The sequence below is a fragment of the Streptomyces sp. NPDC053079 genome (assembly GCF_044546695.1).
GTDB lineage: Bacteria > Actinomycetota > Actinomycetes > Streptomycetales > Streptomycetaceae > Streptomyces.
In genome coordinates, this window is the sequence record NZ_JBITZJ010000006.1 from 592,877 (window position 1) to 614,115 (window position 21,239).

24 protein-coding genes and 1 tRNA gene are annotated in these 21,239 nt (G+C 71.9%); 15 read left to right on the forward strand and 10 right to left on the reverse strand.

What is annotated here, in order from left to right; translation table 11 throughout:
• Window positions 1-147: 147 nt before the first annotated feature.
• Complete coding sequence (locus ACIGXW_RS24785; protein WP_399575049.1) at window positions 148-1,701, forward strand: alpha/beta hydrolase; 1,554 nt, start codon at window positions 148-150, stop codon at window positions 1,699-1,701.
• 111 nt (window positions 1,702-1,812) lie between these two features.
• Window positions 1,813-1,886 (forward strand) — tRNA-Thr (locus ACIGXW_RS24790).
• Window positions 1,887-2,009: 123 nt separating this feature from the next.
• Here ACIGXW_RS24790 and ACIGXW_RS24795 read toward each other — a convergent pair.
• Window positions 2,010-2,657 carry a ScbR family autoregulator-binding transcription factor gene (locus ACIGXW_RS24795; protein WP_071963849.1) on the reverse strand — a complete coding sequence of 216 codons (648 nt, stop codon included), beginning with the start codon at window positions 2,655-2,657 and terminating at the stop codon, window positions 2,010-2,012.
• 115 nt (window positions 2,658-2,772) lie between these two features.
• On the opposite strand from ACIGXW_RS24795, the gene ACIGXW_RS24800 reads away from it, so the two are divergent.
• Entirely contained in the window at window positions 2,773-3,813 is a 1,041-nt protein-coding gene (locus tag ACIGXW_RS24800) for a ScbA/BarX family gamma-butyrolactone biosynthesis protein (RefSeq protein WP_399575050.1), read from the forward strand.
• 34 nt (window positions 3,814-3,847) lie between these two features.
• Here ACIGXW_RS24800 and ACIGXW_RS24805 read toward each other — a convergent pair whose 3' ends face one another.
• Complete coding sequence (locus ACIGXW_RS24805; protein WP_071963848.1) at window positions 3,848-4,621, reverse strand: glucose 1-dehydrogenase; 774 nt, start codon at window positions 4,619-4,621, stop codon at window positions 3,848-3,850.
• 375 nt (window positions 4,622-4,996) lie between these two features.
• Between ACIGXW_RS24805 and ACIGXW_RS24810 the strand changes: the two genes are divergently transcribed.
• Window positions 4,997-6,094, forward strand: coding sequence for a type III polyketide synthase (locus ACIGXW_RS24810; RefSeq protein ID WP_071963922.1), 1,098 nt, complete (start codon window positions 4,997-4,999; stop codon window positions 6,092-6,094).
• A gap of 142 nt (window positions 6,095-6,236) precedes the next feature.
• Here the strand turns inward: ACIGXW_RS24810 and ACIGXW_RS24815 are convergent, their stop codons facing one another.
• The 3 genes from ACIGXW_RS24815 to ACIGXW_RS24825 all read right to left on the reverse strand — a co-directional run bounded on the left by ACIGXW_RS24815 (window position 6,237) and on the right by ACIGXW_RS24825 (window position 9,816).
• Window positions 6,237-7,997: a S8 family serine peptidase gene (locus tag ACIGXW_RS24815; protein ID WP_399575051.1), complete on the reverse strand. Its 1,761-nt coding sequence runs from the start codon at window positions 7,995-7,997 to the stop codon at window positions 6,237-6,239.
• Between the two features lie 235 nt (window positions 7,998-8,232).
• The gene (locus ACIGXW_RS24820; RefSeq protein ID WP_071963846.1) at window positions 8,233-8,688 is read right to left on the reverse strand and encodes a TerB family tellurite resistance protein; all 456 of its coding nucleotides are present in this window, start codon (window positions 8,686-8,688) and stop codon (window positions 8,233-8,235) included.
• Between the two features lie 99 nt (window positions 8,689-8,787).
• Entirely contained in the window at window positions 8,788-9,816 is a 1,029-nt protein-coding gene (locus ACIGXW_RS24825) for a rod shape-determining protein (RefSeq protein WP_071963845.1), read from the reverse strand.
• Window positions 9,817-10,141: 325 nt separating this feature from the next.
• Here ACIGXW_RS24825 and ACIGXW_RS24830 point away from each other — a divergent pair, with 325 nt between their 5' ends.
• The gene (locus ACIGXW_RS24830; protein ID WP_079273994.1) at window positions 10,142-10,465 is read left to right on the forward strand and encodes a UBP-type zinc finger domain-containing protein; all 324 of its coding nucleotides are present in this window, start codon (window positions 10,142-10,144) and stop codon (window positions 10,463-10,465) included.
• Between the two features lie 109 nt (window positions 10,466-10,574).
• On the opposite strand, the gene rpsN is transcribed toward ACIGXW_RS24830, so the two are convergent.
• Window positions 10,575-10,880 (reverse strand): 30S ribosomal protein S14, encoded by a 306-nt coding sequence (rpsN, locus tag ACIGXW_RS24835; RefSeq protein WP_399575052.1) that lies wholly within the window; start codon window positions 10,878-10,880, stop codon window positions 10,575-10,577.
• Window positions 10,880-11,116, reverse strand: coding sequence for a 50S ribosomal protein L28 (gene rpmB, locus ACIGXW_RS24840; protein WP_399575053.1), 237 nt, complete (start codon window positions 11,114-11,116; stop codon window positions 10,880-10,882). Before rpmB ends, rpsN begins: the two co-directional genes overlap by 1 nt.
• A 50-nt stretch (window positions 11,117-11,166) precedes the next feature.
• On the opposite strand from rpmB, the gene rpmG reads away from it, so the two are divergent.
• From rpmG to ACIGXW_RS24865, 5 genes are all read left to right on the forward strand, one after another.
• On the forward strand, window positions 11,167-11,331 hold the full coding sequence (rpmG, locus tag ACIGXW_RS24845; protein WP_071963843.1) for a 50S ribosomal protein L33: 165 nt from the start codon (window positions 11,167-11,169) through the stop codon (window positions 11,329-11,331).
• Window positions 11,332-11,336: 5 nt separating this feature from the next.
• Entirely contained in the window at window positions 11,337-11,594 is a 258-nt protein-coding gene (locus tag ACIGXW_RS24850; protein ID WP_071963842.1) for a type B 50S ribosomal protein L31, read from the forward strand.
• A complete protein-coding gene (locus ACIGXW_RS24855; RefSeq protein ID WP_399575054.1) occupies window positions 11,594-12,766 on the forward strand; it encodes a GTP-binding protein in 1,173 nt (390 codons plus the stop codon). Before ACIGXW_RS24850 ends, ACIGXW_RS24855 begins: the two co-directional genes overlap by 1 nt.
• A 23-nt stretch (window positions 12,767-12,789) precedes the next feature.
• Window positions 12,790-13,050, forward strand: coding sequence for a 30S ribosomal protein S18 (gene rpsR, locus ACIGXW_RS24860; RefSeq protein WP_071963840.1), 261 nt, complete (start codon window positions 12,790-12,792; stop codon window positions 13,048-13,050).
• 140 nt (window positions 13,051-13,190) lie between these two features.
• Window positions 13,191-13,430, forward strand: a complete 240-nt coding sequence (locus ACIGXW_RS24865) for a DUF397 domain-containing protein (RefSeq protein WP_104531642.1) — start codon at window positions 13,191-13,193, stop codon at window positions 13,428-13,430.
• 76 nt (window positions 13,431-13,506) lie between these two features.
• Here ACIGXW_RS24865 and ACIGXW_RS24870 read toward each other — a convergent pair whose 3' ends face one another.
• The gene (locus ACIGXW_RS24870) at window positions 13,507-13,995 is read right to left on the reverse strand and encodes an ATP-binding protein (protein WP_071963838.1); all 489 of its coding nucleotides are present in this window, start codon (window positions 13,993-13,995) and stop codon (window positions 13,507-13,509) included.
• A 313-nt stretch (window positions 13,996-14,308) separates the two neighbouring features.
• On the opposite strand from ACIGXW_RS24870, the gene ACIGXW_RS24875 reads away from it, so the two are divergent.
• The 5 genes from ACIGXW_RS24875 to ACIGXW_RS24895 all read left to right on the forward strand — a co-directional run bounded on the left by ACIGXW_RS24875 (window position 14,309) and on the right by ACIGXW_RS24895 (window position 19,029).
• Window positions 14,309-15,172, forward strand: a complete 864-nt coding sequence (locus tag ACIGXW_RS24875) for a helix-turn-helix domain-containing protein (RefSeq protein ID WP_399575055.1) — start codon at window positions 14,309-14,311, stop codon at window positions 15,170-15,172.
• 99 nt (window positions 15,173-15,271) lie between these two features.
• Window positions 15,272-16,771, forward strand: coding sequence for an aldehyde dehydrogenase family protein (locus ACIGXW_RS24880; RefSeq protein ID WP_399575056.1), 1,500 nt, complete (start codon window positions 15,272-15,274; stop codon window positions 16,769-16,771).
• 93 nt (window positions 16,772-16,864) lie between these two features.
• Window positions 16,865-17,410: a DinB family protein gene (locus tag ACIGXW_RS24885; RefSeq protein WP_399575057.1), complete on the forward strand. Its 546-nt coding sequence runs from the start codon at window positions 16,865-16,867 to the stop codon at window positions 17,408-17,410.
• Window positions 17,411-17,458: 48 nt separating this feature from the next.
• Window positions 17,459-18,040, forward strand: a complete 582-nt coding sequence (locus tag ACIGXW_RS24890; RefSeq protein WP_399575058.1) for a PadR family transcriptional regulator — start codon at window positions 17,459-17,461, stop codon at window positions 18,038-18,040.
• 119 nt (window positions 18,041-18,159) lie between these two features.
• Window positions 18,160-19,029, forward strand: coding sequence for a class I SAM-dependent methyltransferase (locus ACIGXW_RS24895; protein ID WP_399575059.1), 870 nt, complete (start codon window positions 18,160-18,162; stop codon window positions 19,027-19,029).
• A gap of 4 nt (window positions 19,030-19,033) precedes the next feature.
• Here ACIGXW_RS24895 and ACIGXW_RS24900 read toward each other — a convergent pair whose 3' ends face one another.
• Both ACIGXW_RS24900 and ACIGXW_RS24905 read right to left on the reverse strand, forming a co-directional pair.
• The gene (locus ACIGXW_RS24900) at window positions 19,034-19,975 is read right to left on the reverse strand and encodes a phosphotransferase (RefSeq protein WP_399575060.1); all 942 of its coding nucleotides are present in this window, start codon (window positions 19,973-19,975) and stop codon (window positions 19,034-19,036) included.
• Between the two features lie 97 nt (window positions 19,976-20,072).
• Window positions 20,073-21,128, reverse strand: coding sequence for a hypothetical protein (locus ACIGXW_RS24905; RefSeq protein WP_399575126.1), 1,056 nt, complete (start codon window positions 21,126-21,128; stop codon window positions 20,073-20,075).
• Between the last annotated feature and the right edge of the window lie 111 nt (window positions 21,129-21,239).

Genomic DNA, 21,239 nt, shown 5'->3' on the forward strand with positions numbered 1-21,239 from the left:
GGATACGCTCCGTATGCCGTGTAAGTCCTGCGCATTTACGTATGTACGACCGCCGTACGAGTGTGCGAGCGTGCGACATGCGTCCGCGTACGCATCAGTGCCTCATGCCTGTCTGCCCACCTGTCTCCCACCCAGAGGGACCAGCCTATGGACACCCGCCGCCTGCTCCGCACCTCCGGCACGCTGGCCGCGACCGCGGCCCTGCTGATCTCGGCCGCGGTCTCGGGAGGCGCGGCGCCGAGCGCGGCCGCGTCGGGCAGAGCGGGGGAGGAGGCGGTGCCCACCGCCCTGAAGCCGTACTACGAACAGAAGCTCCGCTGGCACGCCTGCGCGGGCAAGCACCCCGGCTTCGAGTGCGCCACGCTGCGGGCGCCGCTGGACTACGACCGGCCCTCCGCCGGCGACGACCTCAAGCTCGCCGTATCCCGCAAGAAGGCGACCGGCCCCGGCAGGCACCTGGGCTCGCTCATGGTCAACCCCGGCGGCCCGGGCGGCTCGGCCATCAGCTTCCTCCAGGGCTACGCGGGCGTCGCCTACCCCGCCCCCGTCCGCGCCCGCTACGACATGGTGGCGATGGACCCGCGCGGCGTGGCCGCGAGCGAGCCCGTCACCTGCCTGAGCGACGCGGAGATGGACGCCTTCACCAAGGTCGACGCGACCCCGGACAACGAGCGGGAGGTCGGCGAACTCACCGCCGCCTTCAAGAAGTTCGCGGGCGCCTGCGCGTCCCGCTCCGGGAAGCTGCTCCAGCATGTCTCCACCGTCGAGGCCGCCCGCGACATGGACGTCTTCCGGGCCGCCCTGGGCGACGACAGGCTGCACTACGTCGGCGCCTCGTACGGCACCTTCCTCGGCGCCACGTACGCCGGGCTGTTCCCCTCGCGGGTCGGCCGGCTCGTCCTCGACGGCGCGCTCGACCCCTCGCTCAGCGCGGAGCGGGTCAACCGCGAACAGGCGGCGGGCTTCCAGACCGCCTTCGCCTCCTTCGTGGCGGACTGCGCCCGGCACGACGACTGCCCGATCGAGGGCGGCGGCCGGGCCGACGTCGCCGGCGCCCGGCTCAAGTCGTTCTTCGCCACCCTCGACCGCCGCCCGATTCCCACCGGCAAATCCCGCGAGCTCACCGAAAGCCTCGCCACCACCGGTGTGATTTCCGCCATGTACGACGAGGCGTCCTGGCCCCTCCTGCGCAAGGCCCTGCGCAACGCGCAGAACGGCGACGGCGCCCTGCTGCTGAGCCTGTCCGACGCCTACTACGAGCGCAGCGACCGCGGCGTCTACACCAACCTCATGCCGGCCAACTCGGCCGTGAACTGCCTCGACCTCCCGCCCGCCTTCCGCGGCCCGGCCGGCGTCCGCCGCGCCCTCTCCGACTTCGAGAAGGCCTCCCCGGCGCTCGGCACGAGCTTCGCCTGGGCCGCTCTGAGCTGCGGATACTGGCCCGTCCCCGCCGTCGGCGCCCCCCACCGCATCACGGCGCCGGGCGCGGCCCCCATCCTCGTCGTCGGCACCACCCGCGACCCGGCCACCCCCTACCCCTGGGCCCGCTCACTGGCCGCACAGCTCTCCTCGGGCCGTCTGCTCACCTACGACGGCGACGGGCACACCGCCTACAACCGGGGCAGCGCCTGCGTGGACTCCGCGATCAACGACTACCTCCTCACCGCCACCCCGCCCCCCGCCTCCCGCAGGTGCTCCTGACCCGGCCCCTGACCTGCGCGATCCCCTCCCGGAGCACCGTGTACGGAGCACCCCCGGAAACTGTGTAGACTTGGGCCCGCTGCTGATGCCAACCTTGGTTTCCGGCAGCGCGCCGCCTTAGCTCAGTTGGCCAGAGCAACGCACTCGTAATGCGTAGGTCTCGGGTTCGAATCCCGAAGGCGGCTCCGGTGAAGCCCAGGTCAGTTCCTTACTGACCTGGGCTTTTCGGTGTTCCGGAACAGTGGACGGATCGCCGGACGCGGCACCGCCCGGGGTGCGACCCCGGGCGGCGGGTCGGGCGCGGTCGATCAGGCCTGGTGGGCCGCTTCCGGGGCCTCCGCGCGCAGGCGCAGGGGGCGGTCCGGGGAGATGTCGAGGCGGGCCAGCACGGTGGGGACGGCGATGTTCGGCAGCAGGAGCTGGTAGAGCAGCGAGATCTCGCGGACCAGCTCGGGGGGCTCCGGCATGGCCTCGGAGATCAGCTGGACGCCCGTCCAGGCGCCCACGAGCAGGCGGGCGGTCTCCACCGGGTCGACGTGCGGCAGCGTCTCGCCCCGGCCCTTGGCGTCGGAGAGGAGCTCCGCCGCGACCGTGATCCAGTCGGGCCAGCTGGTGCCGAAGAGGGCACGCGCCCGCTGGTCGACGGAGAGCCGTATCGAGGCGCGCAGCATCGGCTCGCGGGGCAGCCGGTAGGCCAGGAGCAGTGAGGCGTCGAGCAGTTCCTGCAACTTGAACTGCTGCGGCACTACGCCTTCCATCGTCACGGCCTGGCCGAGGACTCCGCGCGCCAGGTCCTCCTTGGAACTGAAATGGAAGTACAGGGCACCGCGCGTGACATCGGCCCGCGCAAGGATCTGGGAAATGGTGGCCGCTTCGTAGCCGCACTCGTCGAAGACCATTCCGGCGGCTTCCAGAATCACCTGCCGGGTCCGGATTGCGCGCTCCTGCTGCGCCACGGATACCCCTCCTTCGTTTCAGCGGCCCCCGGTTGAAATGTACCAATAGGTAGGTATCTTTGGCGGCCAGTGTCTGTCTCGCTCAGTCCTACGCCTTGGCGCCCCAGGGGGGATCATGTCCGCAACTGTGCAGCAATCCTGCACGCTGACGCCCGGAATTCCGAAATCGGTGGGCTTCCCCGACCCGCTGGCAGTGCCGGCGCCCGTGCCGGACTCCGGGCGGGTGCTCGTGGATTCGCCTGCCAAAGCGCCTGTGCCGCCCTCCGTACCGGCCCCTGGCCTGGGCGGGACGCGGGTTGCCAAGGAGCTCGTCCACTTCCGCGACGAGGAATCCGTGCTCGTCACCGACTGGGTCCGCCGGGGCCCCGCCGAATTCACGCTCGCCGTCGAGTGGCCGGGCAGCACATCGGGCAGCCGGCCCGATCCCGTGCTGGCCGCACAGACGGTCCGGCAGTGCGGACTTGCCATTTCCCATGCCGAGTTCGGGGTTCCTCTTGATCATCAGTCGCTGTTGCGGAACCTTAACTACAGCATTGACCCGACCCTGTCCACGGCCGGGAATGGGCCGTTGCGTCTCACCGTGGATCTGAGGTGTTCAACGGCGCGGAATGGGTGCGGTGATCGCCCGCTCGGGGCCGAAACGATGGATTTCACCGTCCGGCAGGGCGACCATACGGTGATCCGCGCGCACTCGCGTTCGTCCTGGATTTCCCCCGGCGTCTATCGGAGGCTGCGCGGGGCGTATCTGTCGCCCGCCTGGGGCGAGTGGGAGGTGCCGCCGCCGGTGCCGGCGGCGAGCGTCGGCTGCCTGACGGCCTCGGAGGTCGTGCTGGCGGCCGCCGGGCGGCCCGGGAGCTGGCTGCTGCGCAACGACGTGGGGAACAAGGTCATGTTCGACCATCCCGTCGACCATGTGCCGGGGCTGGCCCTGCTCACCGCCGCCGGCCAGGCCGCCCAGGCGGTCGTCTCGCCCGGGATCCTGGTGCCGACCGCCGTGACCACGTCCTACAGCCGGTACGTGGAGTTCGACGCGCCCTGCAGGCTGGACGCGGTCGTGCTGCCCGCCGGCGCCCCCGGCCACGCCGCCGTCGAGGTCACCGGGGTGCAGAACGCGGAGGTGGCCTTCCGGATAGGCGTGCGGGGGCTGTTGCGCTGAGCGGTGGGCCGGCGCGGACGGGCCGCGCCGCGCGTCACTGGTTGACGAAGCCGCCGTCCACGGGCATCACCACGCCGGTGAGGAAGGGCGAGCGGTCGCTGAGCAGCCAGGCCGCCGCCTCGGCGATCTCCTCCGGGTCGGCCGTGCGGGCCTGCGGCGTCATCGCGTTGACCATGTCCTCCAGGCCCGGGTTGCGCGCGAACCAGTCGGCGGTGATCTCGCTGCGCGTGGTGCCGGGCGCCACCGCGTTGACCCTGATGCCCTGCTTGGCGTACTCGTCGGCCGCGGCCCGGGTCAGCCCGACGACGGCGTGCTTGGAGGCGATGTAGGGCGCGGCGGAGGGGATGGCGACGAGGCCGGCGACGCTGCTGTTGTTGACGATGGCGCCGCCCCCGCTCGCGAGCATCGCGGCCAGCTCGGGGCGCATGCAGTTCCACATGCCGCGGACGTTGGTCTCCATGATCGTGTCGTAGACGTCGTCGCCCATGAGGTGCATGGGGGTGCGGTCGCCGCCGATGCCGGCGTTGTTGAAGGCCGCGTCCAGCCGTCCGTACCGCTCGACCGCGAACTCCACCGCCCGCCGGGCGTCTTCGGCCTTGGTGACGTCGGCGACGACGTACGCGGCCTCGGCGCCCGCGGCGGTCAGCTCCTCGGTGAGGGCGGTCAGCCGGTCCTCCCGGCGGGCGGCCAGGACGACCGTCGCGCCCTCCCGTGCGAACACGCGGGCCGCGGCGGCGCCTATGCCGCTGCTGGCGCCGCTGATAAAGGTCACTTTGCCGGAAAGGAGATGATTTCTCGTGCTGGTCATGACTGTGCAGTGTGCCAGCACGGCGCGCGCCCGGGGAGCGCGGGGCGGCGCCCGGCGCGGGGGTGGCCGCGGGGTCGCGAGGAGCGCTTGCGAGGGGCCCTCCGGGCCGGTTCCGTCCGCGGGGGACGAAAGCGTGCATTCCGTCCCGTATGTGCCGCAACCATGTGCTTTCCATGGCATTCCTGGGGATTTCCTGTGGACTTTCCATGGCGTTCGACGGACGTCAGTTCAGTTTGAGGGGAAAAGTCCGCTCTTCGGGTGAACTTTCCGAGCATAGGTGTGGCGCGCTTCCCAATGCGGCATGCACTGGACATAAGCTGGCGCGCCTTTTCGGCGGCCCTGGGCATCGAGAACCGACGCGACTGGGAGGCCGTCATGGCGACACTGTGCAGACCGGCCATCGCCGTCCCGGAGCATGTGATCACGAGGGAAGAGACTCTCCACCTCGCACGCACGCTCCACGGCGATCATCCTCAGCTGGAGCTCGCGCTCCGGCTGATCGGCAACACCGGGGTGCAGAAACGACACCTCGTTCAACCGATCGAAGACACGCTCAAGCATCCCGGCTTCACCGTACGGAACGCCCGTTACGAACGCGAGGCCAAGGCACGGGTGCCCGACGTCGTCCGGCGGGCGCTGGACCACGCCGAGCTGACGCCGCGCGACATCGACCTCATCGTCTATGTGTCGTGCACGGGCTTCATGATGCCGTCGATGACCGCGTGGCTGATCAACACCATGGACTTCCGCAACGAGACCCGGCAGTTGCCGATCGCACAGCTCGGCTGTGCGGCCGGCGGTGCGGCCATCAACCGGGCGCACGACTTCTGTCAGGCCTACCCGGAGTCCAATGTGCTGATCGTGGCGTGCGAATTCTGCTCGCTGCTCTACCAGCCCACCGACCTGGGCGTGGGCAACCTGCTCTCCAACGGGCTCTTCGGCGACGCCCTGGCCGCCGCCGTGGTGCGTGGCGAGGGCGGGACGGGCGTGCGGATCGAGCGCAACGGCTCGCACCTGGTGCCCGACACCGAGGAGTGGATCTCCTACGGGGTCCGGGAGACCGGCTTCCACTTCATCCTGGACAAGCGCGTCCCGGGGACGATGGCGATGCTCGCGCCCGCCATGCGCGACATGGCGGAGCCGTACCAGTGGGACGTCTCCGAGCTCGACTTCTACATCGTGCACGCCGGTGGCCCGCGCATCCTGGACGACCTCAGCCGCTATCTGGGGCTGGCGCCGGAGACGTTCCGCTACAGCAGGGAGACGCTGACCGAGCGCGGCAACATCGCCAGCGCGGTCATCTTCGACGCCCTCGAGCGGCTCTTCGTGGACGGCGGCGCCGACCACGACGCCCGCGGCATCATCGCCGGGTTCGGTCCGGGCATCACCGCCGAGATCGCCCTCGGCCGGTGGACGGGCCCGGGCCCCGGCCGCGACCGCGCGGCCCGCGAGTCGGTTCCGCTGCCCGCCTGAGGGCCGCCACCCGCTCCCGGGAGCCGCTGCGGGCACGGGCGGGCTCCCGGGGTACGGGCCCGCCCTGTGGCGGCCCGTACGGCGGCGGTCCGCCCCGTAGCGGCCGCCGCCGGGCCGCGCGCCCACCCTCGCCGGCCGCCCGCTACGGGCTGTCGGTGACGACCAGGCCCACGACCCGGTCGTCCGCGTACCAGACCCGTACGCTCCCGGCGGCCCGGCCGCCCGCGAAGGCGGTGTGCACCGCCTGCCGTACGGCCGGGTCCGGGCTGTCGAGGCCGCGCCAGGCGCCGGCCACGAACAGCCGGAGCTGGGGCGGGCGCTCGGGCGGGTACGGGATGAGCTCGTCCCACAGGCGTTCGGCGGTGCCGGAGGCGACCGGTGAGGGCAGCAGCCGGCCGACGGCCGCGCGGACGTCCGGGCGGTTGCCGATCCGCTGGGACGCGGGGCGGCCCGGTGCGCCCTGCTGCGGCGTGCCGGTCGTCCGCAGCACCTCGCGGGCCCGTTCGGCGGTCAGCGGCTCCCGGCCGGCCGCCCTGAGCGCCCCCTGGACCGATGCCAGCGCCCCCACCACGATTGCCGAGGCCGCCGATGTGCCGCAGAAGACGTCCGTGTACCAGGCGTCCTCCTCGGCGCCGCCCTGGAGGTCGCCGGCCCCCTCCCCGTACCCGCCCGCCGTCGTGACCTCCACGCCCCAGCCCTGGGCGTCCAGCCGCGCCCCGAAGTTGGAGAAGGCGAGCCGCGAGCGGTCGGGGCCGTGGTCCCGCCCGTGCGTGCCCGGCGGCGGGGCGCCCGCGCCCACGAGGACCGCGCCGGAGGACGGGCCGCCGGGGCCGAACGGGTTGCGCCACCAGGACGGGAAGCCGTCCGGCCGCGCCTCGTACAGGGGGTCGTCCAGGCACTCCCCGCCGTTGCCGGCGGCCGCCACGACCACGACGCCCCTGGCCGTGGCGTAGCGGACGGCCGCGAAGTCGTCCGGCCACCATTCGAGGGGGACGCAGCCGCGCTGGTCGTCGCGGTCGCAGTAGCCGAACCGGGGGCCGGGCCGGTGCAGTGCGAGCAGGACGAGCCCGCCCGGCGGGAGCCGGTCGGCCGCGGCCCGCAGGGCGCGGGCGGAGCCGATGCCGGGGAAGGCCGCGGCGGCGGTCAGCGCGCCGGGGGCGATGCCGGTGATGCCGCGGCCGGTGCGGTCGCCGCCGACGACCCCGAGGGCGTTCGTGCCGTGATTGCGCCACGCCGGGTCCTCCAGCGGGGTGCCGGCGACGATGCCCGCGAGTTTGCGCCCCAGGTCCGCGTGGCCGAGCCGCCAGGCGCCCTCCACGGCGACGACGCCCACGCCCTCGCCCGTGCCGCCCGGCTGCGCCCAGGCCCAGCGTGCGTCGACGCCCTCCGGCGCGGGGGCCAGATAGCCCTGGCGGGGTGTGAAGTCCGGGGTGCGGCGGGCCGCGGGGGCGTCGGCCGCGGCGGTCGCCGTGGCACGGCGGGGACGGCCGGGAGGGTGGGTGTGGGGATGCGGGTGGCCGGGGACGTCGGGGCCGTGGGCGGGCAGGGCCCCGGGTTTGACGTACGCGCCGTCGACGCCGGGCAGTGCGGTCAGCCGGGCGGCGAGCTCGTCGTGGTGGCGTTCCACGCCCCGTACGCGGTGGAACAACGCCAGGTGCCGCCGGAGTTCGTCGCCCGCGGCGCCCCCGGGCCCGTACCCGAAGAGGGGCTCCAGCGTGAGCCGTTCGTCGGTCAGGAAGCGGTTCAGCGGCGAGGTGTCGGTGCCGGTCGCGGAGCGTACGCCCGCGGGGTCCGCGCGCAGTGCGGCGTCGGGATGCGCGACCACGATCAGTTCACGGTCCGCCGGGAGATAGGTGAAGCCGCCCGCAACGGGGCGATGCCCTTGCCCTTGCCCGTCAATCATGGGCCCACAATCTGCTGTGGGACCGCGGCGCGTGGCAAGGCGGTCGCCTCGGACACGGCGGTCCGCGGACGCGCCGGGGGGCCCGCGGGGGCGGGCGCAGGTCACCTCGTACGGACCGGGGTGACCTGCGCCCGCCGCGCCGCCCGGGCAGACGATTACCGGCCGGTTCCGAAAGGATCGGTGGCCTGATCAATGGCTTGATCAGTCAGTCGGCCGATGACGTCGCCGGGGGAACTCACAGATCGAATTCGGCCGGGTTGATGCCGAGGGCGAAGCAGGCCTCGCGGACGACGGCCTGTTCGGTCTTGTCGAAGTCGCCGTCGGCGCCGCCGATGACAATGCCGATCTGGATGACGGCACGCGCCTCGGTCGGCTTCTTCTGCACCTTGCCGATGGTCTGCAGGATGCTGACCTTGCCGAAGGCGAAATCGGTCGTCAACTTCTGGCAATAGTCGTTGAAACGCGCCTGCAGGTCGTCGGCGGGGAAGTTCTGCAGAACGTCGTTGGTGGCGATCAGCGCGGCGACGCGCTGCCGCTCGGAGGCGTCGATCGAACCGTCAGCCGCCGCGACCAGAGCGCACATTGCCATGCTCGCGTCACGGAATCCGCCGCTCTTCAGGTCGTTCTTCTTGGCTACCAGCTGGCCCTGCATCGTCGTCGCCGAATCCTTGAGCCGGTCCCAGAGCGCCATGTGCGTGTATCTCCTTGGTGAAATAGGGGTGCACCGGGAGAACTGTTCCGGGGGGTAAAGAAGTTCCCAAGGTGTCGGCCGACCTGATGCAGACCTGATTCAGCTCGCCATCGGATCCAGATGAAGTGGCTTGATCTTTCCCTCGATCATTGCGCCCAGCCCGATCACGGAACAGACATCGGGCTGTTCGGCGATGCGCACGAACATGCCGGTGCCTTCTTCGATCATCGTGTCCAGGCCGGGCAGCATCGCGGAGCCGCCCGCCAGCATGACCCCGCGCTCCGCGAGATCGGCCACCAGGTCGGGCGGGCACTCGCGCAGCACGCGCCCGATGGCGTCGAGCACGGCGGTGAGCGGGGTGTGGATGGCCTCGCGGACGTGGGCGGTGTTCACCAGGACCGTACGGGACAGGCCCGTCGCCACGTCCCGGCCGCGCACCTCCGCCTCCGTGCCGCTACCGGAGCGGTCGAAGAGGGCCAGGTGCAGGGGGTGCAGGCCCTGGGAGGGCAGCATCAGTTCGTACTCGCTGCGCAGGTGCTGGATGACGGCGTAGTCGATGGCGTCGCCGCCGACCTGCACCTTCTCCGCCGCGACGATCGAGCCGATCGACAGGACCGCGACCTGTGTGGACGCCGCCCCGCACACCACGATCATCGTCGCCTCCGGCTGCTCGACCGGCAGTCCGCAGCCGACGGCGGCCGCGATGAGGGTGTCGACCAGCTCGACGCGGCGCGCGCCGAGCGCGCTGAGCACCTCGACGGCGGCGCGCTGGGCGATCGGCTCCGCGTCGTGCGGCAGGCAGACGGCGGCGCGCAGCAGCGGCTTGCGCCGCCAGGCCCGGCGGATCTTGTCGTCGACGAGGAAGCGCAGCATGCGCTGGGCCATCTCGATGTCGACGACCGTGCCGCCGGAGATGGGGCGTACGACGCGGATGTGGCCCGGCGTACGGCCGGCCATGCCTCCCGCGAGCTCACCGACCGCGATCAGCGAGCCCGTGCGGGTATTGACCGCGGCCAGACTCGGTTCGTCCACGACCAGGCCCGTGTCCTTCAGATAGACGCGCGTCCTGGCCGCTCCGAGGTCGACGGCGACGGTGCAGCGGCTCAGCTGATCGAGATTGAGGGTCATGGTGGTCCCTGCCCTGGGGGGTGCGGCGGAAGGACCGTCCACTGGCGGTCCTTCCGCCATCGTGCAAGGAGGCGCGCCGTGCTGCCCGCTGGAATGCGCCGCACGAGGGAGTGCCGACATGACGCTGCGTCAGGGCTCGGGCCGCCGCTGCCCGCCGCCGCCCGGCGCGCCCGGCCGATTCGTGCTCCGGGGCGGAGACGAACACCCCCGTCGCCCGTCTCCGCTCCCCGGATCACGGAAGTGAGTCTGCCATCAGGGTCTGACAATCGCGCTGACCTCGGCTTTCGGCGCGCGTGCGGGCGTTCGCGGGCCTACGCTCGAAGGTATGAGCGAGCCACTGACCTGGCAGGTCGCCGCCGACGTCGAGGGCCGTCCGGCCGATCGCGGCTGCGCCCATCTGGGCGAAGCGCGCGAGGTGACGCCGAGCACGACGGAAGGCTGCGAGGACTGCCTGCGGATCGGGTCCACCTGGGTGCACCTGCGCGAGTGCCTGGTGTGCGGCCACGTGGGCTGCTGCGACAGCTCCCCGAACCGGCACGCGAGCGCGCACGCGAAGGCCGAGCCCGGCCACGATCTCGCCCGGTCCTTCGAACCGGGCGAGGACTGGGCGTGGTGCTACGCGGACGACCTCCTCCTGGTCCCGGCCTAGCGGCCCGGGGCCGCCAGGCGCTGAGCCCGGCCCGGCACCGCCGGGACGGGCCGTGGGGCTTGTGCGCCCTCGCGGCGGGGTCCGGCGGTGCCGGCGGCAGGCGTAAGGGCTACCAGCTCGACTTCCGGACCCCCGGCAGACAGCCCGCGTGTGCCTGTTCGCGGAGGTTGACGCGGGAGAGGCCGAACGCGCGGAAGTAGCCGCGCGGGCGGCCGTCCACGGTGTCGCGGTTGCGGACGCGCGTGGCGCTGGCGTCGCGCGGCTGGCGGCACAGCTCGCGCTGGGCGGCCTCGCGCTCGGCGTGGGGGGTGTGCGGGTCGCGGACGATCGCCTTGAGCAGGGCCCGGCGGGCCGCGTAGCGGGCGACCGTCAGACGGCGCTGCTCGTTCTTCGCGATCTTGCTCTTCTTCGCCATCAGACGTTCCCCCCTCGGGCGCGGATGCGGGCCACCGCGGCCTCGATGCCGATCCGGTCCACGGTCTTGATCCCCTTCGCGCTCAGCCTGAGGCGGACGTGGCGCCCCTCGCTCGGGAGCCAGTAGCGCTTGCGCTGGACGTTGGGGTCGAAGCGGCGGCTGGTACGCCGGTGCGAGTGGGAGACGGTGTTGCCGAAGCCCGGCTCGCGGCCGGTCAGTTGGCAGTGGGCGCTCATGCCGTGCACCTCCTAATGAAAATGGAAACCATTTCTGTATAGTAGCCCCCATGGCTCGCAACGAACTACGTCCCGTCGTCAAGCTCCGGTCCACCGCCGGGACCGGATACACCTACGTGACCCGCAAGAACCGCCGTAACGACCCCGACCGAATGGAACTGCGCAAGTACGACCCGGTCGTCGCGCGCCACGTGGTCTTCCGAGAGGAGCGCTGACCGTCATGAAGCCCGGAATCCACCCGCCGTACGGCCCCGTCGTCTTCCGCGACCGCGCCGCCGGGTTCGCCTTCCTCACCCGCTCGACCGCCACCAGTGACAAGACGGTCGAGTGGGAGGACGGCAACACCTATCCCGTCATCGACGTCGAGATCTCCTCGGCGAGCCACCCCTTCTACACGGGCACCGCCCGCGTCATGGACACCGCGGGCCGCGTGGAGCGCTTCGAACGGCGCTACGGCAAGCGCGAGGGCGGCCGCTGATGTCCGCGACGCGCGCCCTGCCCGTCGTCCTCGTCGGCGGACTGCACGCCGACGCCCGCAGGGCCGCCGTCGAGCGGCTGCTGCACACCGTGCCGGGCAGCGTCGCGCTGCACCACGACCTGTCCACCGCCACCGCCGGTACGGTCCGCCGGACCGTATGGGACGCCTCCGGCCTCCTCGACCAGGGCGAGGCGCCCCTGGTCAACGACTGCGCCTGCTGCGCGCTGCGCGAGGACCTGGTGCCCGAGCTGGAGCGGCTCGCCGCGTCCGGGCTGTGCCGGCTCGCCGTCGTCGAGCTCTGGGACTCCGTCGAGCCCAAGGCCATGGCCGAGGTCGTGACCGCCCACTGCGGCGACGAGGCCACGCTGACGGGCGTGTTCACGGCCGTCGACCCGGTGCTGGTCCTGCCGGTGCTCGCCAACGGCGACGACCTCGCCGAGGCCGGCCTGGCGGCCGCCGTGACCGACCAGCGCACGGTCGGGGACACCTTCGCCCGGCAGTTGGAGTACGCCTCCGTCCTGGCCGTGGCCGAAGCCGCGGAGGCCGAGGGGGCCGGGCGGGCCGACGCCGCCGACCACGCGCTGCTCGCCCAGCTCACCCCGGGCGCCCGGCAGGTCTCGGTCGACTCCGTCGACCTGGCGGCCGCAGCCGTCGCCGGCTTCGACGTCGAGGCGGCCGCGGCGCGGCAGCACCCCGCCTGCGCGCTGCTGCCGCAGGAGGCGGACGCGGACGGCGTCGCCACGCTCGTATGGCGCGGCAGGCGCCCGTTCCACCCCGGGCGGCTGTACGCGGCCCTGGAGGACCTGACGTGCGCGGCGGCGCGCAGCAGGGGCCGCTTCTGGCTCGCGGACCGGCCGGACACGCTGCTGTCCTGGGACGCGGCGGGCGGCGCCCTGTGCGTGGAGAACGCCGGCCCGTGGCTGGCCGCGCTGCCGGACGCGGCCTGGGAGATGGTGCCCGCGGAGCGCCGCGTGGCCGCGGCGCTGGACTGGCACCCGGAGCACGGTGACCGCGGTCAGTACCTGACCTTCACCTCGCCCGGGCTGGACGCCCGGGGGCTGCGCACGCTCCTGGAATCGTGCCTGCTCACCGACGCCGAATACGAGGGCGGGCCGGACTCCTGGCGACGGCTGTCCACCGCATTCGACGTACTTCTCGATCCGGTTTCCTGACGCCCCGAAAGGATTTTTGGCCCATGAGCCGCCGCCCCGATCACCGCAAGAACCTCAAGCCGCGACCGAATCCCCTGGACGCGGCGGGAATCACCGTCATCGACTACAAGGACACCGACCTGCTGCGGAAGTTCATTTCCGACCGGGGGAAGATCCGCAGCCGCCGGGTGACACGGGTCTCCGTGCAGCAGCAGCGGCAGCTGACGCGGGCGATCAAGAATGCCCGGGAGATGGCCCTGCTGCCCTATTCCTCTGGAGGTTCCCCTTCCGGGAAGAAGTCGTGATGTAGTGGCGGGAACACCCTGAGTGCACGTGCATCGGCTCATGCAGAGGCACATGAACGCGGCTATGATCCGGAGCAGTTGCCATCCTCGAAACCGTGTTCTGGGAGAGGATGCCCCCTGCAATGATCCGGGAGAGTCCAGTGCCCCAGGCGTACAACGGCATGGCCGCCTCGGACATCGATGATGTCGTCTGGCGAAAGAGCCGGCACTCCAACTCCCAGGGCTCCTGCGTGGAGTTCGCGAAGCTGCCGGGAGGTGGGGTCGCCGTGCGCAACTCCCGTCATCCCGACGGTCCGGCGCTGGTGTACACCCCCGCCGAGATCGAGGCGATGCTCCTGGGAATCAAGGACGGCGAATTCGACTACCTGATCTGCGAATAGTCCGATGGTCGGGGCGCGACTCGCGCGTAGGTACGGGCTGTCGTGCGGGCGCGGGCTGTCGTCCCCGGCGGTGTCGTCAGTCGCGCGGCAGGCGGAACAGCGCCCAGACGACCTTGCCGTGCAGCGCACCCGCCAGGGGGTGCCAGCCCCACGCGTCGCTGAACGACTCCACCAGGAACAGCCCGCGCCCGCACTCATCCCCCGCGGCGGCCTCCCCCGAGACCGGCCCCGCCTCACTTGGGTCGCGTACCGCACACACCAACCGCGACGTCCAGCGCATCAGGTGCAGACGTACGGATGGTTCGTACTCCGTGCCGACGAGCTCCGTCGGTACGGCGTAGCGCATCGAGTTCGTCACCAGTTCGGAGACGACCAGCGCGACGTCGTCGAAGAGTCCTCCCAGATCCCACTGATGGAGCGTGGTGCTGGTGAACTTCCGGGCGCTCCTGACCGCTTCGAAGCGCGGCGGCAGCGCACAGGACGCGGAGTGGGGGACGGTGGATGAGTCGATCGGGGACAACCCTCTCCATAAGGGAGAGAGCACAGTCGATCCTTCGGTACCCATCCGAGGCACTCCTGGCAATCGAGGACGTGACGTGCACGTGTGCGAGCTCCATGGTTGCCAATGCGCGGGGCGGATGCAAGGGCAGATGCACGTGCACGGGGGGGATTTGGGGGCGCACAAGGTGGTTGGGGAGCAATTCTCCCTACGCCCTCTGCCGTAGCGCTCCGGCAGTTGGCTTGTCTGCGTAACCGGACATGCACTCAACGGAGCCCGAAGATGGCAGACTTCGGCGCCGGGGGTAGCGGGGGTCGCCCTCAGAAGGGTGCGGAACAGACAAGACCGGAACAGGACCGGAAGAGGAAGGGTCGCAGAGATGGCCACGAACGAGTCGAGCGGTTCGGTGGTGCGACGCATACTCCTGGGCTCGCAGCTCAGGCGGCTGCGCGAGTCGCGTGGCATCACGCGCGAGGCAGCCGGGTACTCGATCCGTGCGTCCGAGTCGAAGATCAGCCGTATGGAGTTGGGCCGCGTGAGCTTCAAGGCGCGTGATGTGGAGGACCTCCTCACGCTCTACGGAGTCACCGACGGCGCCGAGCGCGAGGCGCTGCTCGGTCTGGCCCGCGAGGCCAATGTCGCGGGCTGGTGGCACAGCTACGGCGACGTGCTGCCCAGCTGGTTCCAGACCTATGTGGGCCTGGAGGGCGCCGCCTCGCACATCTCGATCTACGAGGTGCAGTTCGTGCACGGCCTGCTCCAGACCGAGGGCTACGCCCACGCCGTCGTCGTGCGCGGCCAGCCCCAGGCGGACGAGGCCGAGGTCGAGCGGCGCGTCTCGCTGCGCATGGAGCGCCAGAAGCTGCTGTTCTCCGAGCGTGCGCCACGGTTCCACGCCGTCCTGGACGAGGCGGCACTGCACCGCCCGTACGGTGGCGAAACGGTCATGCGCGATCAGCTCCAGCACCTCATCGACATCTCCGAGCAGGCCAACGTCACGCTGCAGGTGATGCCCTTCGCGCACGGCGGACACGCGGGCGAGAGCGGCGCCTTCACCATGCTGCGCTTCCCCGAGTCGGACCTGTCCGACGTGGTGTACCTGGAGCAGCTCACCAGCGCCCTCTACCTGGACAAATCCGAGGACGTCGCGCAGTACGAGCGGGTCATGGAGCGGCTGCACGCCGACAGCCTGTCCCCGGCCAGGAGCCGCGATCTCATCGTGCGCCTCCTTCAACTCCGCTGACACATCAGTACGATGACGTCGCATCAGGAGTAAGCACGCGCACCCACATCATTACGGGCGCCACGGGCGCCCCGCCTTTCGCAGACAGGATGGCGCAGCATGTCCTACGGCACCGGACCGGGCAGCGGCCCCGGCACATACGACTCCCTCTTCAGCGAGCTCGCCCACCAGTACATCGACGGTGAGTGGCGGGCCGGCAGCGGCTCCTGGGACATCGTGGACTTCAACCCCTACGACGGGGAGAAGCTCGCCTCCATCACCGTGGCCAGCGCGAAGGAGATCGACGACGCCTACCGCGCCGCCGAGCGCGCCCAGCCCGCGTGGGCCGCCACCAACCCGTACACCCGCCGGCTCGTCTTCGAGCGGGCGGTGCGCATCATCGACGACCGCGAGGCCGAGCTGACGGCCGCCATCACGGCGGAGTGCGGCGGCACGGCGCTCAAGGCCGCCTTCGAGCTGCACCTGGCCCGTGAGTTCCTGCGGGAGGCGATCCACCTCGCGCTGCGCGCCGAGGGGCGGATCCTGCCCTCCCCGGACGACACCAAGGAGAACCGTCTCTACCGGGTGCCGGTCGGGGTCGTCGGAGTGATCAGCCCGTTCAACTTCCCCTTCTTACTGTCGATCAAGTCCGTCGCGCCGGCGCTCGCCCTCGGCAACGCCGTCGTCCTCAAGCCGCACCAGAACACCCCGATATGCGGCGGCGGGCTGGTGGCGAAGGTGCTGGAGGAGGCGGGGCTGCCCGGCGGGCTGCTGAACGTCGTCGTCACCGACATAGCCGAGATCGGCGACGCGCTCATCGAGCACCCCGTGCCGAAGGTGATCTCCTTCACCGGCTCCGACAAGGTCGGCCGCCACGTCGCCACCGTCGCCGCCTCCCACTTCAAGCGCACCATCCTCGAGCTCGGCGGCAACAGCGCGCTGATCGTCCTCGACGACGCCGACCTCGACTACGCCGTGGACGCCGCGGTTTTCAGCCGTTTCATCCACCAAGGCCAGGTCTGCATGGCCGCCAACCGCGTGCTGGTCGACCGGTCGGTGGAGCGTGAATTCACGGAGAAGTTCGTCGCCAAGGTGCGCACCCTGAAGGTCGGCGACCCCGGTGACCCGGCTACGCACATCGGCCCCCTCATCAACGCCGGCCAGGCGGAGGCGATCACCACGCTCGTGGAGCAGACCGTCGCGGACGGCGCCACCGCGCTCGTACGCGGCCGGACGGAGGGCACCCTGGTCGGCCCGTCCGTGCTCACCGGCCTGGCGGACGACTCGCCGATCCTGGGCCAGGAGATCTTCGGCCCGGTCGCGCTGATCATCCCCTTCGACGGCGAGGAGGAGGCGATCCGGCTCGCCAACGGCACGCCGTACGGCCTGAGCGGCGCCGTGCACACCGGCGACGTGGAGCGGGGCGTACGCGTCGCCAAGCGCATCGAGACGGGGATGGTGCACGTCAACGACGGGACGGTGCACGACGAGGCCATCGTGCCGTTCGGGGGCGAGAAGCACTCGGGGGTGGGCCGGCTGAACGGCGATTCGATGGTGGAGGCGTTCACCACGACCAAGTGGATATCTATCCAGCACGGGCGGAGCAGATTTCCCTTCTGAGGACGCGATTCCGGAGGGATATAGGACAGCAATTGACCTACCCCCGTCCTACCGTTGGACGTGTTCGGACGACGACGGCGAAAGGCGGATCCCATGCCCATCCACGTGATCGAGAAGAGCACCTCCGACGAGCGCGGCACCCTGCTGGACTTCCTGGAGGCGCAGCGCGGTGCGATCCGCCGGTCCGTCCTCGGCCTGACGGAGGAGCAGGTGCGGCGGAAGCCGAGCGCGAGCGAGCTGTCGCTGGGCGGGCTGCTCAAGCACGTGGCGGACGCCGAGCTCACCTGGCTGCGCCTGGCCCAGGGGCGGCCGGAGGACACCGACCGCACGCCCGAAAGCTGGGGTGAAAGCTTTCTGCTGCTGGAGGGCGAGAGCGTCGCCGGGCAGCTCGCCCTCTGGGAGAAGACCGCCGCCGAGACGGAGGAGTTCATCCGTTCGGTCCCCAGCCTGGAGGACACCTTCGCGCTGCCCGAGGCGCCCTGGTTCCCGCCGTCCTCGCGGGTGTCGATGCGCTGGGTGCTGCTGCACCTCATCGAGGAGATCGCCCGGCACGCGGGCCACGCCGACGTCATCCGCGAGTCGCTCGACGGCAGGACCGCCTTCGGGCTGGTGGACGAGGAGCGCGGCACCGGCGCCTAGGCTTGACAGCCTCAGCAAGGTCATGGCTAGAGGAGGCTGAGGCAGAAGATGTCGGCCATCCGGCTGCTGGTGCTGGGCGCGGTCCGCCGGCACGGGCGGGCCCACGGGTACCAGGTCCGCGGCGACCTGGAGTTCTGGGGCGCGGACGAGTGGTCCAACGCCAAGCCGGGGTCGATCTACCACGCGCTCAAGGCCATGGCCGGGCAAGGCCTGCTCATCGCGCACGACGTCGCGCCGAGCGAGGCGGGCGGCCCGCCGCGTACGGAGTACGAGCTGACCGGGGCGGGGGAGCGGGAGTATCTGCGGCTGCTGCGGGAGGCGCTCTCCTCCGTCGACCAGAAGGTCGACGTCCTCACGGCCGGCGTCGGCTTCATCGTCGACCTGCCGCGCGCGGAGGCGATCGCCCTGCTCAAGGAGCGGCTGGCCGGGCTGGAGGAGTGGCGCGACGACATCCGCCGGCGCTGGACCCCGGCGGAGGGCGAGGACTGGGGCCACATCGGCGAGATCATGGGGATGTGGCTGCACACCGCGGACAGCGGCGCGCAGTGGACGCGCGGGCTGGTCGAGCGGCTCGAAGGCGGTGCCTACGTCATGGCGGGCGAGGGCGACCAGCCCGGGCGCCCTTCCTGAACGCCCACCCCTGCCGGCCGCTTTTTGCGGAAACCGCAAGAACCTTTGGCAGCCGCCCCCGTCCGGGCGCATCGTCGGCTCACAGCAGGCGACGAGCGACTGGAACGGGAACAGGTGCGATGAACGATTTCGACTGGGCCGCGATGGCCGACATGCTCGAGCGCGAGGGCGAGACCCACAGCCCCTACGTGCGGCAGGCCTTCGAGGAGCTGGCCCACCTCACCCCCCGGCGGATCCTGGACATCGGCAGCGGCCCGGGCGTCGCGGCCTGCCGCCTGGCGCAGACGTTCCCGCAGGCCGAGGTCACCGCGGTGGACGGCTCGCCCGAGCTGCTGGAGCGGGCCGGGCGGCGGGCCCACCGGCTCGGCGTCCGGCTGCGGACCCACGTGGCCGAATTCCCGGAGGGGCTCGCGGACCTGGGCCCGGCGGACCTGATCTGGTCGGGGCAGGTCGTGCACCACGTGGGCGACCAGCAGGACGCGCTGGACCGGCTGGCCGGGCTGCTGGAGCCCGGCGGTCACCTGGCGATCGTCGAGGGCGGCCTGCCGCCCCACTGGCTGCCCCGTGACCTGGGCTTCGGGCGGCCCGGACTGCAGGACCGGCTGGCCGCGGCGATGGCGGAGCGCTTCAGCCGGATGCGGGCCGAACTGCCCGGGACCGTGGCGGTGGTCGAGGACTGGCCCGGCATGCTGCGCGCCGCGGGCCTCACCGACGTACGCAGCCGGACCTTCCTCGTGGACCACCCCGCTCCGCTGGCGGACGGCCCCCGGCAGTCGGTGCGGCAGGCGCTGGAGCGGCACCGCAAGACGCTCACCGAGGACCTGGACGCCGAGGACCTGGCGACGCTGGACCGGCTGCTCGACCCGGCCGACCCGGCGGGGGTCGACCGGCGGGCGGACCTGTTCCTGCTGACGGCGAAGACCGTGCACTTCGGCCGCCGGGGAGACAGCCGGACAGATAGCCGGACAGACAGCCGGACGGACAGCTGACGGGTCAGCCCGAGGCCGGCAGCGTGAGCGGGGTGCGGGCGCGCCACTGGGCCACGGCGGGTTCGAGCATCGGCCCCAGCTCGGGCATCAGCGGCACGGCGGCCAGCGCGCTCACCACCTGCAGCAGCCGCGCTCCCTCCATGACCTCCAGGAGGGCGCGGTCGACCCGGGTGCCGCAGGCGCGCTCGTACTCCTCGACGGCGCGCGGGCCGACGAGGGTCAGGTCCCACTCGACCGGGCCGCGCGTGACGTCCTCGAAGTCGCTGAAGAGGTGCCCGGTGGCGGTGCGCAGGAGGTTGTACGCGGGGGAGTCGCCGTGCAGGGCCTGCAGCCGGGCCCCGGGGAAGTACGCGGGGAAGTCGCGCACGAGGGCTTCGAGGGCCGCGTACTCGCGCCCGGCCCGGTCGAGGTCCTCGGCGGTGAGGAACTCGGGCCGCTGCCGGGCCAGTTCGGTCAGCGCTTCGCCTATGGCGGGCACCAGCGGGGAGAGCGTCGGCAGCTCGCCGGGGTAGCCGGCGAGCGCGGCGTGCAGGCCGGCGGCCCAGCCGGTCTGTTCGGTGAAGCGGTCCTCGAGGGCCTGCGGGTCGGACGCGATCGCCTCCGCGATGGGGTCGACCTCGTCGACGAACTCCCAGAACGTCAGCGAGCGGCCCTCGCACTCCACCGGCTCCCGCGGCACCAGCGGGCTCGGCCCCACCACCGGCGCCCCCGCGTCCGCCAGCCAGCCCGCCACGGCGAGCTCGCGCCGCTGCTTCGCCACCAGAGCGTCGGCGCCCATGAGGGTCAGGGACGGTACGCGCACGACGACCGGGTCGGGCGCGAGATGGACCAGGACGTTGAAGACGTCGTGCAGCACCCGGGGCTCGTCGGCGCGCAGCCCCAGCCGCCGGCCCGCCTCGACGGCGATGCGGACGGCTTGCTCGGCGCGGTTGCTCAGGCTCGTCATGGAGTGATCGTGACCCGGCGCGCGGGGAGTTGTCGAAGCCATTTCGGGCGGGCAGGCGGGCGGATCGGAAGCGGATCAGAAGCGGATCAGAAGCGGATCAGAAGCGGACGCAGCGGAGTTCGTTGTTCCCGCCACGGACGCTGCGGCGGCCCGTCAGACAGAAGTCGTGGCTGCCGCGCATGATGGCGCGCATGTCGGCGATGTGCTGGTAGACGCGGGCGCGTTCGCGCTGGGGTACGGACAGGCGGTCGCACAGGCGGGGGATGTGGGCCTCTTCCGTCAGGAAGGTCGCGGTCTGTTCGCGGAGGACGGCGTGGACGTGGTTGATCGCCTGCTCGCGGGTGAGGCCCTGGGCCTGGAGGACGAGGACCATGTTGTCCGGGTCGCCGGCCGCCTCCTCCTCGGGGAGGGAGCGGACGTCCTGGGTGAGGCCGGTGACGCGGGCCGTGATGCGGCGCATGGCCTGCATGGGGGCGCTCTCCAGGATGTCCGGCGGGACCTCGTAGTGGCCGACGCGCTCGGCGAAGTCCAGGATCACCCACACCACGCCCGAGATGGCGCGCAGTTGCAGATAGTCCTCGATGCCCAGGGCGGTGCGCCGGCCGGGCCGGTGGCGGTGGTGGCGGTGGTCGGAGGCGATGGCGCACGTATGGAGGAAGCCCGCCCAGTGGCCGACCGCGCGGGCCCGCCAGGCCGGTGACATGCCCTGGCGCTCCCTCGCCCACAGGTCGGCGAGCGCGGCCACCACGGGCTCGGCGGCGGGTACGGCGCCTCCCGGTACCCCGCCGGTCACCACGGCGACCAGGTCCGCGACCAGGCGCCGCACCCGTACCGCGTCGTGCCCGACGGGACCGTCGAGCAGCTCGTCCAGGTGCGCCCACCAGCAGGCGTGGTCGGAGCAGAGGTCGAGGTCGGGGCCGGTGGCGTCGCCGAAGACGGAGGCGGCCCACAGCGGCATGTCGGGCCGGTCGTGGCGGTCGTCGCGGTGCCGGGCGCGCCCGTCGGGCAGCAGGCCCATCCGGTGCATCCAGGAGCGGGAGTGCGCGGCGGCGCGGTGCCGTTCGACGTCGGTCCTCGCTGCGAAGGGCAGGTCGAAGGGGCGCGTCACCCGGCGGGGGAGGAGAGGAGGGGGAAGGTTGGCCTCGCACCCCATGGCGATCACTGTCCCGTTCTGTGGCCAGGGCGAGCTCTCCCGCCCATCCCACACGCCGGGCCGGTGCGGCGCAGCCCCTGCGCCTTCGAACGGGTGACGGCGGCCGCCCGG